The following is a 15,745-nucleotide window of genomic DNA, read 5'->3' as shown; positions in this document are numbered from 1 at the left end:
GAACAAAATATTCTTGAGAGGAAAAATCAGCCTTCGGGCCGGGGATAGATGATTACCGAAATGTACTTCATCTGCTTTTCGCTCAGCCGCTCGGGCCCGTGCGGGGCGGCGCTGTCGAACAACAGCGCGTCGCCGGGCTCGAGATGGTAGACCTCCGAGCCGTGCCGGTAGTGCACGTCGCCCTCAAGCATGTAGATAAACTCGACGCCCGAATGGCGGAAGCTGGTGTGCGCCGCCGCATTTTCGCGCAGTGTGATGAGATAGGGCTCGACTGCCACGTCGCCACGAAGCACGTGGCCGAGAAGCTGATAAACGTGACCGACTTTCGTACCGCGTCGCTCGATGCTCAGACCTTGCCCGGCCGGGACGTAGGAGCAATCCTGTCGTTCCTCGAATGAGGCGAAGAGCGAAGACAGCGGTATTTGAAGCACCGCCGAAATCGCCTGCAGAGTCGAGAGCGAAGGTGAGATGGCGCCGTTCTCGATTTTCGACATCATCCCGTTGGAAATGCCAGCCGCGCTGGCGAGATCGGTAACGGAGAGGTCGTGTTGCCGGCGGATCGTGCGAATCTGGTTGCCGAGTGCCTTTTCGAGGCTGCGCTCCGGCACACCAGGCGCGGCCGATCCCGTTGCCAGCTCGTCTTCGGTTTCTTCGGATACGTTAGGGGGGGGGAGAATCGTTCGGCCCTCTGCTGTCGGTATCGATACCAAATCTAGGCGGCGACAAGACGAATGTCACGCGATGGCGCGTCGGCGGTGGGCCGCGCGCACGGTATTCTCGAGAAGGCAGGCTATCGTCATTGGTCCGACGCCGCCGGGAACAGGCGAGACCGCGCCGGCGTGGCCCATCTCGTCGAACGCCGCGTCGCCGACGATGCGAGTTCCGGCCCCGTCGGGAATCCGGTTGATTCCGACATCGATCACGACTGCGCCGGGCCGGATCCAGTCGCCCCGCACCAAGCCCGGCACACCGGCCGCGACCACGAGGATATCGGCGGTGCGCGTGATCTCAGGCAGGCTGCGGGTGTGAATGTGGGTAACGGTGACGGTGCATTCGCGCTCAAGCAACAGCATTGCGACGGGCTTGCCGACGATGTTTGACTTGCCAATGACGACTGCCTTCTGCCCGCGATAGTCGTCGATCACCGTGTCGAGAAGCCTCATGCAGCCCAACGGTGTGCACGGCACCAGGCCGCCGGTGCCGGTGGAGAGGCGACCGACGTTCACCGGGTGGAAGCCGTCGACATCCTTCATCGGATCAATGGCGTCCAGCACGCGGTCCGAATCGATGTGGCCCGGCAGTGGCAACTGGACGAGGATGCCGTCCACCCGATCGTCGCCGTTCAGCGCGCGGATCAGTTCGAGCAACTCGCCCTGCGTGGCTGTGGCGGGCAGGCGATATTCGAACGAGGCGAGGCCGGCAGCCTTGGTCTGGCGGATCTTGGAGCGGACGTAGATGTGACTGGCCGGATCCTCGCCGACCAGGACCACGGCGAGCCCTGGAACGATGCCGCGACCGGCCAGCCGGACCGCTTCCTCGGCGACGCATTGGCGCACCCCAGCCGCGATCCTGGTCCCATCGATCAGCGCCGCCACCGCTTTAGTCCCTGAAAACGACGGTCTTGTGGCCATTGGCGATCACGCGGCCGTCGAGGTGGAAGGCGACCGCGCGGGCGAGCACGCGCCGCTCGATGTCGCGGCCCTTGCGGACGAGATCCTCAGGCGAGTCGTGGTGACTGATCCGTTCGACGTCCTGCTCGATGATCGGGCCTTCGTCGAGATCGCCGGTTACATAGTGGGCGGTCGCGCCGATCAGCTTCACGCCGCGCGCATGGGCCTGATGATAAGGCTTGGCCCCCTTGAAGCCGGGCAGGAAGCTGTGGTGGATGTTGATGCACCGGTCCGAAAGGAAGGCGGCCAGATCGTCCGACAAAATCTGCATGTAGCGGGCAAGCACCACCAGCTCGGCGCCTGTCGCGTCGACCAGCGCCTTGATCTGGGCTTCCTGCTGCGGTTTCGTGTCCTTGGTGATCGGCAGGTGGTGGAACGGGATCGCGCCGAAATCGGTGCCCGCATAGGTGTCGCGCGGATGGTTGGAGACGATGCCGACTACCTCCATGCTCAGCTCTCCGATCCGGTTGCGGTAGAGCAGATCGACCAGGCAGTGGTCAAACTTCGAAGCGAGGATCAGCACCTTGCGCTGCTCGCCGCGCTCACGAAAGGACCAGTCAAGCGCCAGGCCGGAGGCGAGGGCGCCGAAACCCTCGCGGAAGGCGTCCGCCGCGCCTGAAGATGGCAAGGTCGCGACGATCCGCATGAAGAAGCGGCCGGTCTCGACGTCGTCAAACTGGTGGGCCTCCTTGATGTCGGCGCCGTGGTGGAACAGCGCGGCGGTGACGCGCGAGACGATGCCGGGCTGGTTCGGGCAGGATAGCGTGAGCAGATAGGCGACGGTCATCGGGATCCTCGTCGGGTATGTGGAGTGATGGATCAGAGCGCCGCGACGCTGAGATCGAGCCAATGGCGGAAGCTCCCCGCATAGCTGCGGAACGTCGCGACGTCGTAGGTAGGCTGGTCGTCGACCTGCCACAGGATCACGCCGATATGCGCGATGATCGTGGTCGCGGCCGACCCGGGTTCGAACGCCACGGGATCAACGTCGATCGCGACGCCGCGGCGCATCAGGGTGCGCGCATCCGGGCCGGACAAACGCAACACGGAATAGCCGCTTGACTGGTCTGAGACGGAGGCAAGGCCGGCAAGTCTTTCCGCCAGAGCGTCTGCGTAATCGGGGGCCGCACCCTCTTCGATTACCAGCCACGTACCGGGGCCTGTGCCGATGACCGCTCGCGCGCCGTCGAACGCGGCGCGCGGGCTGGCGGGCATCGGAGCGCCGACCAGCGCGCTGATGGCGGCCGGGTCCGCGCCCTTTCGCGCCATAACGCTCGCGATGCCGAGCCCCTCTCTCGATTGGATTGTCAGCCGCTCAGCCACGGACGCGCACCCCTTCCGGATCTAGGAAGACGGGATCGCATATCTCCGCCTCGACATCCGCTCCGCGCACCGGGTCATGCACCGCGATATGCTCACCGTGACGGTTCGCACCGTCGACCAGAAGCGCCAGAGCGATAGAATGGCCCAGCGTCGGGGACCAGCAGGCCGATGTGACATGGCCCTCGTCGTGCGCCGCGGTGCGCGGGGCATCGACGCCGAGCAGGTGCGCACCAGCCCGTATCTTGTGCGCAGGGTCGACCGGCCGCAGGCCGACCAGCGCCGGCCGCATCGGATCGGCGATGCCCGGTCGCGCTGCCATAATGCGTCCTATAAAGTCTTTTTTCTTCGACATCATGCGGCCCATGCCGAGATCGGCGGCGGTAGTCATGCCGTTCAACTCATTGCCGGCGGCGTGGCCCTTCTCGATCCGCATCACGCCCAGCGCCTCGGTGCCATAGGCCACGACATCGAAGCCGCGTCCCGCCTCGATCAGATGGCGGATCAGGGCATCGCCATGGTTGGCGGACACGCTCACTTCATAGGCCAGCTCGCCAGAGAAGGAGAGGCGGTAGATGCGCGCGGATACGCCGTTCCAGCGAAATTTTGCCGCCGCCATGAAGGGGAAGGCTTCGTTGGAGAGGTCGATGTCCGGAAATGCCTGCTGGAGCAGCGAGCGGGAGCGGGGACCGGCCACCGCATAAGTCGCCCACTGCTCGGTGACGGAGGTGGCCTGCACATCGAGCTCCGGCCAGAGAACGTGGCGTGCGTAGTCGATATGCTGCATCACCCGCGCGGCATTCACCGTCGTCGTAGTGACGAAGAAGCTGTCCTCGGCGAAGCGGGTAGTGGTGCCGTCGTCCATCACCATCCCGTCCTCGCGCAGCATCACGCCGTAGCGCGCCTTGCCGATGGGCAGCGTCGAGAACATGTTGATGTAGAGCCGGTCGAGTAGCGCCGCGGCATCCGGCCCGTGAACGTCGATCTTGCCGAGCGTCGAGACGTCGCAAATCCCGACGCCGTTCCGCGTCATCGTGACTTCGCGATTGACCGTCTCCAGCCAGTCATTCTCGCCGGCGCGGGCGAACCATTGGGCACGCTTCCACTGGCCGGCATCCACGAAGGTAGCACCCTGCGCCGCGGCCCAGTCATGACTGGCAGTGCGACGTTCGGGGCGGAAATGCTCCTCGCGATGATGGCCGGCGAGCACGCCGATCGCGACCGGCTGATAGGGCGCGCGCGACAGGATCGTGCCCGCCTCGGCGATCGACTTGCCCGTCGCGGCAGCGAGCAAAGCGTGGCCGTTCATCTGGCTGGTCTTGCCCTGGTCGGTCGCCATGCCGAGCGTCGTGTAGCGCTTGAGATGCTCGATCGAGACGAAGCCCTCGCGCGCAGAAAGCTGAACGTCCTTATCGGTGACGTCGTGCTGGAAATCCACGAATGCCTTTCCGCGACCCGGCACATGCCAGAGCGGACGGACGCCGGCCAGCTCGTCGGTGGCGTTGAAGCGAGGGGCGGTTATGGATTTGCCGAGCGCGTCGGCCGCGGTAACCGCCTGCGTTGTGGCATCAGTCAGCGCTTCGGAGAGAATGAAGTGGCCTGCCGCCGCTCCGGCCGGCGCGAGGCCGGGCGGGGTCTGATCCAGCAGGAAACTCTGCGCCGCCTCGGACCAGACCGGGCGCGCTCCCATGTTGCTGCCAAGGCCAATGGCGGGATTCCATCCGCCTGCCATGGCCAGGAGGTCACAGGCGATCGTCCGGCTGCTGCCATTAGCAAGGCGGACGTCCACCTTGCGCACTGGCGCGCCGATCGCGTCGCTCACCTGCGCACCAAGCAGTATCTCGGTGCCCGCCTTGCGTAGTGCCTCGGGGTCGATTGGGGCGGTTTCGCGCGGATCGACCACCGCAGCGACCTCCATACCCGCGGCGATCAGGTCGAGCGCTGTCTGCCAGCCGCTGTCGCTGGCGGCGAACACCACCGCGCGCTTGCCCGGCAACGCGGCGAAGCGGTTAACGTAAGTGGACGTTGCCGATGCAGTCATCACGCCGGGGCGATCGTTGCCGCCGAACACCAGCGGCCGCTCGATCGCGCCAGTGGCGAGGATCGCCCGTCTCGCAACAATCTTCCACAAGCGCTGGCGCGGCTGGCCTGCGGGCGTCACGCGAAGATGGTCCGACACGCGCTCGACGGCGGCATATTCGCGGCCGTCATAGACGCCGAAGACGGCAGTGCGGGTCAGCACGCGGACGTTGGGCAGCGTCGCCAGCTCGGCCGCGGCATTCTCGGCCCATATTGCGCCTGGTACGCCGTCGATCTCGTGGCGCTGAGCGAGCAGGCGTCCGCCAAGCCGGATGTCCTCGTCAGCGAGTATCACCCGAAGGCCTGCGCGCCCGGCGGTCAGCGCTGAGGCGAGGCCGGCGGGGCCGCCGCCGATCACCAGCAGGTCGCAGAAGCCATGCTCCCGATCGTAACTGTCCGGATCGGGCAGCGTCGAAAGCTCGCCGAGGCCGGCAGCGCGGCGGATCAGCGGCTCGTACAGCTTCTCCCACAAGCCCGCCGGCCACATAAACGTTTTATAGTAAAAGCCAGCGACGAAGATCGGCGCGAACAGCTGGTTCACCGCCATCATGTCGAAGCGCAGGCTCGGCCACCGGTTTTGGCTGTTCGCGTCCAGGCCGTCGAACAGCGAGACCATCGTGGCGCGCGTGTTCGGCTCGGCATAAGCGCCGGTACGGAGCGTGACGAGCGCGTTCGGCTCCTCGCTACCGGCCGTCAGGATGCCGCGCGGCCGATGATATTTGAACGAACGTCCGACCAACTTCACGTCGTTGGCCACCAGCGCCGAAGCTAAGGTGTCGCCCTCGAAGCCGGCATAGGGCCTGCCATCGAAAGTGAAGGATAGCGGCTTCGATCGATCAACCAAGCCGCCGGAAGGAAGACGGCTCATCGGCCCACCTCCGCCGCCAGCACCGCGCCGTAGATGGTGTGGTTGCGGGTGTCGCGGGACACCTCGATCCAGGTGCGGCACCCTTGGGCATGGTACCAGTGCTCGCGTATCGGACCGGCTGGATTGTCGCGCGTGTAGACATAGTCGAAGAAGCTCTCTTCGCCATCCGGGCGCTGCGGGCTTGCGTCACCGCGGTAGACGAACTCCTGAGAGTCCCGGTCGCCGCAATAGGGGCAGGGGATGCGCATAGTCGCGACCTCAGTGAAGGTTGGGTTGGGCGCCGACGCCCTTTTCGTCGATGAGATGTCCGGTGCGGAAGCGGTCGAGCCTGAAGGCGGTCGCCGTCTCGTGCGGACTGTCGGTGGCAAGCAGGTGGGCGAAGCACCAGCCCGAGGCCGGCGTCGCCTTGAACCCGCCATAGCACCAGCCGGCGTTGAGATAGAAGCCGGGGACGGGCGTCGCGTCGATGATCGGGGAGCCGTCCATCGACATGTCCATGATGCCGCCCCAGCTGCGCAGCAGGCGCGCGCGGCCGATCATCGGCATGATCGCCATGCCGCCCTCGCACACGTCCTCGACCACCGGCATGTTTCCGCGCTGCGCGTAGCTGTTGTAGCCGTCGAGATCGCCGCCGAAGACCAGGCCGCCCTTGTCCGACTGGCTGATGTAGAAATGGCCCGCGCCGAAGGTGATAACGCCGGGTATCACCGGCTTGAGCGCCTCGCTGACAAACGCTTGAAGAACATGGCTTTCGATGGGGAGTCGAAGGCCCGCCATCGCGGCGACGCGCGAGGTGCTGCCGGCGACGGCTACGCCCACCTTTCCGGCGCCGATCGCGCCGCGTGTTGTCTCGACCCCGGTAACGGCGCCGGAGGCGTCACGGATGAACCCCGTTACCTCGCAGTTCTGGATGATGTCGACGCCGAGTTCAGAGGCGGCGCGCGCATAGCCCCATACGACCGCATCGTGCCGCGCGGTTCCGCCGCGGGCCTGATACAGGCCGCCCTGAATAGGGAAGCGGGCGCTGTCGAAGGCGAGGAATGGCGCGAGACGCCTTACTCCGTCCTGTCCAAGCAGCTCCGCGTCGACTCCGTGCAGACGCATCGCGTTGCCGCGCCGGGCGAACGCGTCGCGCTGGCCATCCGAGTGGTAGAGATTCAGAACACCGCGCTGGCTGACCATCGCGTTGTAATTCAGCTCCTGCTCCAGGCCCTCCCAGAGCTTCATCGACCATTCGTAGAAGGGCTCGTTGCCCGGCAGGCCGTAGTTTGAGCGGATGATTGTGGTATTGCGCCCGGCGTTCCCGCCGCCAATCCATCCCTTCTCGATCACTGCAATGCGGGTGATGCCGTGCGTTTTGGCGAGGTAGTAGGCGGTGGCCAGCCCGTGCCCGCCGCCGCCTACGATGACGACGTCATAGCCCGACCGAGGCGAGGCATTCCGCCAAGTGGGCTTCCATCCGCGATGTCCGTTAAGTGACTTCGCGGCCAGGCCGAAGATCGAAAAGCGCGACATCCTGCGAACCTCGATTGGCATTTACCTCTCGTCCTCTAGCCGATAATCGGGGACCGCACTTGAGCAGGAGCGACGCTTCCATGTCGCAGGACGACTCTCACTCGCAAACGACGCGGTCTTTGGGACTGCTGATGGTCGATGGTTTCGCGCTGATGTCGTATGCGTCGGTGATCGAACCCTACCGGGCAGCGAACGTGCTGGCTGGACGCGAGCTGTATCGCTGGACACACGTCTCGACGGGCGGGCCGACCGCTACCGCGTCTAATGGCGCCAGCATTCTCGCGGAGACGACCGTTGGTGAACTTCTCGAGTGCGACGTCCTATTCGTATTCGCCGGTGGCGATCCCACGCTGTTCGACGACAAGCGAACGATGGCTTGGCTACGTCAGATCGCGCGCACGAAGGCGGTCCTGGTCGGCGTCTCCGGTGGGCCGTTCCTGCTCGCGCGAGCTGGTCTCCTGGACGGATACCGGGCGACAATACACTGGGAGCACCGCTCCGCTCTCCAGGAAGCATTCCCGATGGTCTCTGTCGAGCCCGGCCTCTACGTTGTCGATCGACGCAGGGTCACGTGCGCAGGCGGAACGGCGGGGCTCGATCTTGCCATAGAGCTGATCGAACGGGATCATGGCCACGATCTATCGGTACGCGTAAGCGATTGGTTCATCCGCACCGAGGCGCGGGCGCCGACCGGATCTCAGCGCGTCAGCCTCCGCGAGCGGTATCAGCTGAGCAACGACCGTCTCCTCCGGACGCTGGCGCGCATGGAAGCGTCGGTCGAGGATCCGATTTCCCGGCGCGAGCTGGCGGAGGCGGCGGGCGTGTCAGTGCGGCAACTTGAGCGGATCTTCTCGAACCATCTACACGAGACCATCGAGCAGGCGTATCGGCGCATTAGGCTCGAGCAGGCCGATCAACTCCTGCGCACGACCGGGATGACGATATTAGAGGTCGCGATCGCGTGCGGCTTCTCGAGCGCAAGCCAGTTCTCGCGCAGCTTCAGGGCCCACTTCGGGTTATCGCCCTCGGCGCGTCGGGCGCAGCGCCGCGCTTCCGAGCGCGACTAGGCGTCGGTGCTTCGGGAAAATCTCCAGGTTGACTGGCAAGGGATGACTTTTTCCGTGCGCCAGCTTGCCTGCGCCGCCCGCTCGAACACCGGCGCGATCACGCGTCGGGCAGTCAGGTTGTCGTGCTCCCCTGAAACTCTGCCAGTTTGTGCTGGGGCATTTCTCGATCATCAAGCGTCATTGCGCGATATCGCATTGCTCCTCAGCAACACGACGCCAGCCCCTTGATGACAGGACAGCTGTACTGGTCTATGCGCACGCACCGTGTCTCGCATTCTGCGCCTGTTTCTCATGCTGATCGCTTCATCGCTGTTGATGTCGGCGACCGTGCACGCGCGCGAGCTGCCGGGTGTGGCCACGATCGAATGCAGCGGTGCGGTGCACACAGATGGCGACGCTGATCAGTCGCAGGGCGACAGTGATAAGGCGATGCCTCATCATCACGGCACCTGCCACAGCTCGGCGATGCAGATACCCTCGAACGACGAGGTGCGGCCCTCACTTGACGGTGCCCGTATGGGTCCGCTGGCGGGTGCTGATACGGTACTTGCCTCCAGCACGGTTTCGCCAGGACTGAGGCCGCCGAACGCCTGACGAACACCGCTGGCCGGATTCCGGCCTGATGCTGTTTGTCAGGATGATTCATCATGAAAATGTTGCTTGCGGCCCTGCTGGCCGCGGCGTCGTGCGCCACGGTCGCGCACGCGCAAACGGTGATGCCGGTGCCGGGTGCGTCGGTAGGTCCAATCTACACGCTCGAAGATGCCGTGGTTGCGTCGGGCGGCTCGGCACCGGCGTCCGAGGCCGCGACGGCGGCGATCGACGCGGCACGCCAGGGCCGCACGATTGCGGGGCTTCGCCCCAACCCACAGGTGCAGGGGCAGATCGAGAATATCGCCGGCACGGGGCCGTATAGCGGCCTCAGAAGCGCGGAGACGACGATCGGGGTCGCGATCCCGATCGAGCTGGGCGGCAAGCGCAGCGCGCGCGTCGCGGTAGCCAACGCACAGCTTAGCCGCGCCGAACTTCAGGCGGCGATCGTCGCGGCCGATGTGCGGTTGCAGGTGACGCAACTCTATGTCGAGGCGATCGCGGCCGAACGACGCCTCATCACCGCACGCGATCAGGTGCGGATCGCGAGCGAAGCCCTGCGAGCCGCATCGGTGCGGGTCCAGGCTGGTCGGGCGTCGCCGCTCGAAGAGCAGCGCGCCAATGTCGCCAAAGTCAACGCGGATGCCAATGCCGAGCGATCGTCGCGGCTCGCGACAACGGCACGCGCGAACCTGTCGCGCCGGATCGGGCGTCCGATCGACGGCCGTCTCGATTTGGGGCTGCTGGATCGCATGCGTCAGGTGGCGATCGGCCCCGTAGCGCCGGTGCGCGCGATCGGCACGCTGGCGCTGGCGGCGGCCGATGCGGATCTGGCGATTGCCGATGCAGGCGTCCGGCTTGCGCGCGCCAATCGCGTGCCGGACCTCAACGTCGGGCCGGCGCTGCGCCGATTGGAAGCGACCAACGACGTCGCGGCGGTGTTCGCCGTGTCGATCCCCATCCCGATCTTCAACAACGGGCGTGCGGCGGTCGCACAGGCGCGCGCGCAGCGGACGCAGGCCGAGGCGCTGCGTCGCGTGACCGCGCTCGATGTCGAGCAGGCGATCAGCGAGGCCGAGACGGAAGCCGCGAACGCGGCGATCACCGCGCGGACCGCTGCCGGTCCTGCGCTGGCGGCGGCACAGGAAGCCGCACGCATCGCGCGGATCGGCTACCGCGAAGGCAAGTTCGGGCAGCTAGATTTGCTCGACGCCGAGCGCACGCTCGCAGAGACCCGGCTCGCGGCGATCGACGCGCTCGCCAACTACCAGAATGCACAAGCACGGCTCGGACGGCTGACTGCCCCGGTGCCGACACCCACGACGGGGGGAAATCGCTGATGAAGAAGATCCATGTCGCGCGCGCGGCGTCGCTCGCGCTCCTGCTGGCCGCTTGTGGTGGCGGCGCCGATGCCGGTAACGAAGCCGCGCCTACGAACGAAGCTGCCGGTGCTCAAGGCGAGACACATGCCGATGACGGTGCGGTGACGCTCACCGCCGAACAGATTGCCGCGGCTGGCATCCAGCTCGGCCGTCCGATCGTTGGCGGCGCGGGCACGATCGCGCTGCCGGCGACGATCGAGGGCGATCCTCAGGCGACGCAGGTCGTCTCCGCCGCCATCGGGGGCCGCGTGGTCGCGCTCACCCACAACCTCGGCCAATCGGTCGGGCGGGGGCAGACGATCGCGATCATCGAGAGCCGCGAAGCAGCGCAACTCAAGGGCGATGTCGAGGCCGCGCGTGTGCGCCTCCAGCTCGCCAATTCCAATTTCGCACGCGAGCAGCGGCTGTTTTCGCAGCGCGTCTCGCCCGAGCAGGATCTGATCGCCGCGCGGACGGCCGCGACGGAAGCGCGCATCGCGCTGACGCAGGCACGGAGCCAGGTGTCGGCGGCGGGTGTGAGCGGGGGCGGCCTAAACCGCCTTGGCATCGTCGCGCCGATCCGCGGACAGGTGATCGCGCGACCGGTGACGCTGGGGCAGACCGTGACAGCCGATGCCGAACTCTACCGCATCGCAAATCTCGATCAGGTCTCGTTGTCGCTGAATCTCCAGCCTGCCGATGCAAGCCGGGTCCGACCCGGCAATGTCGTGATGGTTTCGGCGGCGGGTCGGCAGGCGTCGGCGCGCATCACCTTCGTGTCTCCCGCGCTCAACTCTCAGACGCGGCTCGTGCCGGTCATCGCGACGCTCGACAATCGCGGGGGAACGTGGCGTGTCGGCGAGCCCGTCACGGCTGCGGTGCAGTTGACCGGCAGCGGCGGATCCTCCTCGATCCGCGTCCCCTCCACGGCGATCCAGACCAACGAGGGCAAGTCGGTCGTGTTCGTGCGGACGCCCAAGGGTTTCCAGGCGACCCCGATCGTCCCCGGCGACGCCTCCGGCGATACCGTGATCGTGCGTTCGGGCCTCACCGGCAACGAACAGATCGCAACCACTGGCAGCTTCACGCTCAAGGCCGAACTCGGCAAGGGCGAAGCGACGCACGAGGACTAAGCCATGATCGCCCGCATCGTAACATGGGCGGTCGAGAAGCGCTGGCTCGTCCTGCTCCTCACCGCCATCGCCGCCGTCCTCGGCGCCTATTCGCTCTACCGGCTCCCGATCGACGCGGTGCCGGACATCACCAACAATCAGGTCCAGATCAACGTCCGCGCTCCTGCGCTCTCGCCGGAGCTGGTCGAGAAGCAGGTCAGCTTCCCGATCGAGACCGCGCTCGCCGGCGTTCCGGGGCTCGAATATACCCGGTCGCTCAGCCGCAACGGCTTCGCGCAGGTGACGGCGGTCTTCTCGGACTCGACGGACATCTTCTTCGCCCGCCAGCAGGTCGGCGAGCGGCTCCAGGGCGTGCAGGAGAACCTGCCCGATGGCGTGAACCCCGAAATGGGGCCGATCGCAACCGGGCTGGGCGAAGTGTATATGTACACCGTCCATCTCACGCATCGCGCTGACGACAAGCACAAGCCCGGCGAGCCGGGCCAGCAGCCCGATGGCAGCTACATCACGCCGGAGGGCGAACGGCTGACAAGCGAGGAGGACAAGGCGACTTATCTGCGCACTGCGCAGGATTGGATCGTCGCACCGCTGCTCAAGAACACGCCTGGGCTTGCCGGCATCGACTCGATCGGCGGCTATGTGAAACAGTTCCTGGTCGTTCCCGATGTCCAGAAGCTCGCCTCGCTCGGCATCACGCTGACGGATCTCGGTACGGCGCTGGAACGTAACAACACCAGTGTCGGCGGTGGGTTCGTCAACCGCAATGGCGAGGGCCTGGCGGTTCGTTCGGACGCGCTGATCCGCAATGCGGCCGAGCTTGGGCGCACTGTGGTCGCAACCCGTGAGGGCGTGCCGATCACGCTCGATCAGGTCGCGAGGGTCCAGACGGGTCAGGCGATCCGGATGGGCTCGGCCTCGGAGAACGGCACCGAAGTCGTGGTCGGCACCGCGATCATGCGCATCGGGGAGAACAGCCGCACCGTCGCGACCGCGGTCGCGGAACGGCTGAATGAGATCAACGCCTCGCTGCCGCCCGACGTGACCATCCAACCGGTGCTGAACCGCACCGAGCTGGTCAACTCGACGATCAAGACGGTGGCGAAGAACCTCAGTGAGGGCGCGCTGCTCGTCATCGTCGTGCTGTTCCTGCTGCTCGGCAACTTTCGCGCAGCACTGATCGCCGCGCTGGTCATCCCCATTACCATGATGCTGACCGGGTTCGGGATGCTGCGGGCCGGGGTGTCGGCGAACCTGATGAGCCTCGGCGCGCTCGACTTCGGCCTGATCGTGGACGGTGCAGTCATCATCGTCGAAAATGCGCTCCGGCGCATTGCCGAGTTCCAGCATAAAGAAGGTCGGCTGCTGACGGTAAAGGAACGGCTGCAAACGGTTGCATCGGCCGCACGCGAGATGATTCGTCCTTCGGTCTATGGGCAGGCGATCATCATCCTCGTCTATGTGCCGCTGCTCACGCTAACGGGCGTGGAAGGCAAGACGTTCGTGCCGATGGCGCTCACCGTCATCATCGCGCTCGCCTTTGCGTTCGTGCTGTCGCTCACCTTCGTGCCGGCGATGATCGCCATCTGGCTCTCGAAGAAGGTTGAGGAGAAGGACGGCCGCATCATCACCTGGCTGAAGAACCGCTACGAACCCAGCCTCGACAAGGCGATGGCACGCCCGACGATCACGATCGGTGCGGGTGTTGCGAGCCTCGGAGTGGCGGCGCTTGCCTTCACGACGCTCGGTTCGGTGTTCCTGCCGCAGCTCGATGAGGGCGACTTGCTCATCCAGGCGCTGCGCATCCCCGCCACCTCGGTCCAGCAGAGCCAAGCGATGCAGGTGCCGATCGAGCGGATGATGTCGAAACAGCCGGAGGTGCAGTTCGTTTTCTCCAAGACCGGCACGGCCGAGCTGGCCTCGGACCCGATGCCGCCGAATGCCACCGACATGTTCGTCATTCTGAAGCCGCGCCACGCATGGCCAGACCCGAAACTGGCAAAGGAGGAGCTGGTAAGCCGGATCGAAACGGACCTCGCGAAGATCCCGGGCAACGCCTACGAAATCACGCAGCCGATACAGATGCGCTTCAACGAGCTGATCGCCGGCGTGCGCGGCGACATCGCGGTCAAGGTATTCGGCGACGACTTCACGGCGATGAACCGGACGGCGGAGCAAATCGTCGCGATCCTCCGCAAGACCGAGGGCGCAGCGGACGTGAAGGTCGAACAGACGACGGGCCTTCCGATGCTCGACATCCGGGTCAATCGCGACGCGATGGCGCGATTGGGCGTCACCGCGCAGGACGTGCAGGATACCATTACCGCCACGCTCGGCGGCAGAACGTCGGGCATGATCTTCGAGGGCGATCGGCGGTTCCCCGTCGTAATCCGCCTGTCGGAAGCGGAGCGCGCCGATCTGGGCCAGCTGCAACAGGTCCAGGTGCCGGTGGCGGGAGGTGGCTATGTGCCGCTCGCCAGCGTCGCCGACGTCGGCGTGACGGACGGTCCGAACCAGATCAGCCGCGAGAACGGCAAGCGGCGCGTCGTCGTTCAGGCCAATGTTCGCGGTCGGGACGTCGGGTCGGTGGTGGCCGCTGCGCAAGGCGCGATCAGCAGCCAGGTGCGCTTGCCTGCCGGCACCTACCTCGAATGGGGCGGCCAGTTCGAGAACCTGCGATCGGCAAGCGAGCGGCTGCGGCTGGTCATCCCGGCCTGCTTCATCCTGATCCTGTTGCTGCTCTACGGCGCGCTCGGATCGGTGCGCGATGCTGCGATTGTGTTCACCGGCGTGCCGTTCGCGCTGGTCGGCGGCGTGCTGCTGCTGTTCGTGCGAGGCATGGACTTCTCGATCTCGGCGGCGGTGGGCTTCATAGCGCTGTCGGGGATCGCGGTCCTCAACGGCCTCGTCATGGTCAGCTCGATCCAGGACCTGATCCGATCGGGCATGTCGCGCGAGGAAGCCGCGCATGTCGGCGCGATGCAGCGACTGCGCCCCGTCGTGATGACGGCGCTGGTCGCGAGCCTGGGCTTCGTGCCGATGGCGTTCGCCAGCGGCGCGGGTGCGGAAGTCCAGAAGCCGTTGGCAACCGTCGTCATCGGCGGCCTCATCTCGGCGACGCTGTTGACCTTGTTCGTATTGCCGACGCTCTATGCCCGGTTCGGGGAGAGGCGGATCGAGGTGGCCGATCATCAAGACGAAGAACTGGAGGTGCAGCATGGCGCATGACCGCGGGGCGGCGGGGGATAGTCACGATCATACGGCAGGCGCCAATGCGAAGATGCTCGGGTGGGCGCTCGCCCTGACGTCGATCTATCTGGTCGCGGAAGTCGTGGGCGGGATCGTCTTCAACAGTCTGGCGCTGCTCTCGGACGCGGCACATATGCTGACCGACGTCGCGGCGCTGGTGATCGGGCTTCTCGCGATAAAGCTCGGTCAGAAGGCCGCTGACGACAAGCGGACCTTCGGCTACCGCCGCTATGAGATACTGGCGGCTGCCCTCAATGCCGTGCTGCTGTTCTTCATCGCCATCTACGTGTTCGTGGAAGCGGTCAAGCGGTTCAGCGAGCCGCAGGAGGTCCAGTCGTGGGGGATGCTGATCGTCGCCGCGATCGGCCTCGTCGTGAACCTCATCTCGATGCGGCTGCTGACGGCGGCGAAGGAGGGCAGCCTTAATGTCAAGGGCGCCTATCTGGAGGTATGGGCCGACATGATCGGCTCGGTGGGCGTGATCATCGGCGCGCTGACGATCAGGTTCACGGGCTGGACCTATCTCGATCCGATTGTGGCGGTCGCGATCGGACTATGGGTGCTCCCGCGCACGTGGATCTTGCTGCGCGACACGACTAACATCCTGCTCGAGGGCGTGCCGGGCGGACTGAAGCTCGGCGAGGTGCGCGCGGCGGTCGCCGGCCTGCCAGGCGTCGCCGGGCTCCACGACCTGCACGTTTGGTCGATGAGCAACGACGACGTGAACGCCACGCTCCACGTTACTCTTGCGGCAGGGGCGGACTCCGACGCCGTTCGGCGGTCGGTCGGCGATCTCCTCGCGACGCGATTCGATATTGAGCATAGCACGGTGCAGGTCGAAGCTGCGGGAGGCGCGTGCCAAGATCGATCGCCGGAGGCCGGGCCGTTTCGATGA

At 65.8% G+C, this 15,745-nt stretch carries 13 protein-coding genes; 6 read left to right on the top strand and 7 right to left on the bottom strand.

The features are described from left to right. Positions 1 to 26 precede the first annotated feature (26 nt). From FFS35_RS07650 to FFS35_RS07620, 7 genes are all read right to left on the bottom strand, one after another. Positions 27 to 608 carry an XRE family transcriptional regulator gene (locus FFS35_RS07650; protein ID WP_249341520.1) on the bottom strand — a complete coding sequence of 194 codons (582 nt, stop codon included), beginning with the start codon at positions 606 to 608 and terminating at the stop codon, positions 27 to 29. A gap of 126 nt (positions 609 to 734) precedes the next feature. Further along, positions 735 to 1,631, bottom strand: a complete 897-nt coding sequence (gene folD, locus FFS35_RS07645) for a bifunctional methylenetetrahydrofolate dehydrogenase/methenyltetrahydrofolate cyclohydrolase FolD (RefSeq protein ID WP_137786551.1) — start codon at positions 1,629 to 1,631, stop codon at positions 735 to 737. Continuing rightward, a complete protein-coding gene (gene purU / locus FFS35_RS07640; RefSeq protein WP_137786550.1) occupies positions 1,600 to 2,457 on the bottom strand; it encodes a formyltetrahydrofolate deformylase in 858 nt (285 codons plus the stop codon). The genes folD and purU overlap by 32 nt, the downstream gene beginning before the upstream one ends. A gap of 32 nt (positions 2,458 to 2,489) precedes the next feature. Next, positions 2,490 to 2,993 (bottom strand): sarcosine oxidase subunit gamma family protein, encoded by a 504-nt coding sequence (locus tag FFS35_RS07635; RefSeq protein ID WP_137786549.1) that lies wholly within the window; start codon positions 2,991 to 2,993, stop codon positions 2,490 to 2,492. Further along, the gene (locus FFS35_RS07630) at positions 2,986 to 5,937 is read right to left on the bottom strand and encodes a sarcosine oxidase subunit alpha family protein (RefSeq protein WP_137786548.1); all 2,952 of its coding nucleotides are present in this window, start codon (positions 5,935 to 5,937) and stop codon (positions 2,986 to 2,988) included. Before FFS35_RS07630 ends, FFS35_RS07635 begins: the two co-directional genes overlap by 8 nt. Then, entirely contained in the window at positions 5,934 to 6,185 is a 252-nt protein-coding gene (locus FFS35_RS07625; RefSeq protein WP_137786547.1) for a sarcosine oxidase subunit delta, read from the bottom strand. The genes FFS35_RS07630 and FFS35_RS07625 overlap by 4 nt, the downstream gene beginning before the upstream one ends. A 10-nt stretch (positions 6,186 to 6,195) precedes the next feature. After that, entirely contained in the window at positions 6,196 to 7,452 is a 1,257-nt protein-coding gene (locus FFS35_RS07620) for a sarcosine oxidase subunit beta family protein (RefSeq protein WP_137786546.1), read from the bottom strand. A gap of 80 nt (positions 7,453 to 7,532) precedes the next feature. On the opposite strand from FFS35_RS07620, the gene FFS35_RS07615 reads away from it, so the two are divergent. The 6 genes from FFS35_RS07615 (at position 7,533) to FFS35_RS07590 (ending at position 15,745) form a co-directional block, all read left to right on the top strand. Beyond that, positions 7,533 to 8,519: a GlxA family transcriptional regulator gene (locus tag FFS35_RS07615; protein ID WP_137786545.1), complete on the top strand. Its 987-nt coding sequence runs from the start codon at positions 7,533 to 7,535 to the stop codon at positions 8,517 to 8,519. Between the two features lie 264 nt (positions 8,520 to 8,783). Beyond that, the gene (locus FFS35_RS07610) at positions 8,784 to 9,113 is read left to right on the top strand and encodes a hypothetical protein (RefSeq protein WP_249341519.1); all 330 of its coding nucleotides are present in this window, start codon (positions 8,784 to 8,786) and stop codon (positions 9,111 to 9,113) included. A 53-nt stretch (positions 9,114 to 9,166) separates the two neighbouring features. Then, positions 9,167 to 10,450: a TolC family protein gene (locus FFS35_RS07605; RefSeq protein ID WP_137786544.1), complete on the top strand. Its 1,284-nt coding sequence runs from the start codon at positions 9,167 to 9,169 to the stop codon at positions 10,448 to 10,450. After that, positions 10,450 to 11,604 carry an efflux RND transporter periplasmic adaptor subunit gene (locus tag FFS35_RS07600; RefSeq protein WP_137786543.1) on the top strand — a complete coding sequence of 385 codons (1,155 nt, stop codon included), beginning with the start codon at positions 10,450 to 10,452 and terminating at the stop codon, positions 11,602 to 11,604. The genes FFS35_RS07605 and FFS35_RS07600 overlap by 1 nt, the downstream gene beginning before the upstream one ends. 3 nt (positions 11,605 to 11,607) lie before the next feature. Beyond that, entirely contained in the window at positions 11,608 to 14,829 is a 3,222-nt protein-coding gene (locus tag FFS35_RS07595) for a CusA/CzcA family heavy metal efflux RND transporter (protein ID WP_137786542.1), read from the top strand. Continuing rightward, positions 14,819 to 15,745, top strand: coding sequence for a cation diffusion facilitator family transporter (locus tag FFS35_RS07590; protein ID WP_137786541.1), 927 nt, complete (start codon positions 14,819 to 14,821; stop codon positions 15,743 to 15,745). Before FFS35_RS07595 ends, FFS35_RS07590 begins: the two co-directional genes overlap by 11 nt.

The organism is Sphingomonas sp. 3P27F8, from assembly GCF_005502745.1.
In the GTDB taxonomy this organism is placed as follows: domain Bacteria; phylum Pseudomonadota; class Alphaproteobacteria; order Sphingomonadales; family Sphingomonadaceae; genus Sphingomonas.
This window is presented reverse-complemented; position numbering and strand designations above follow the sequence as displayed.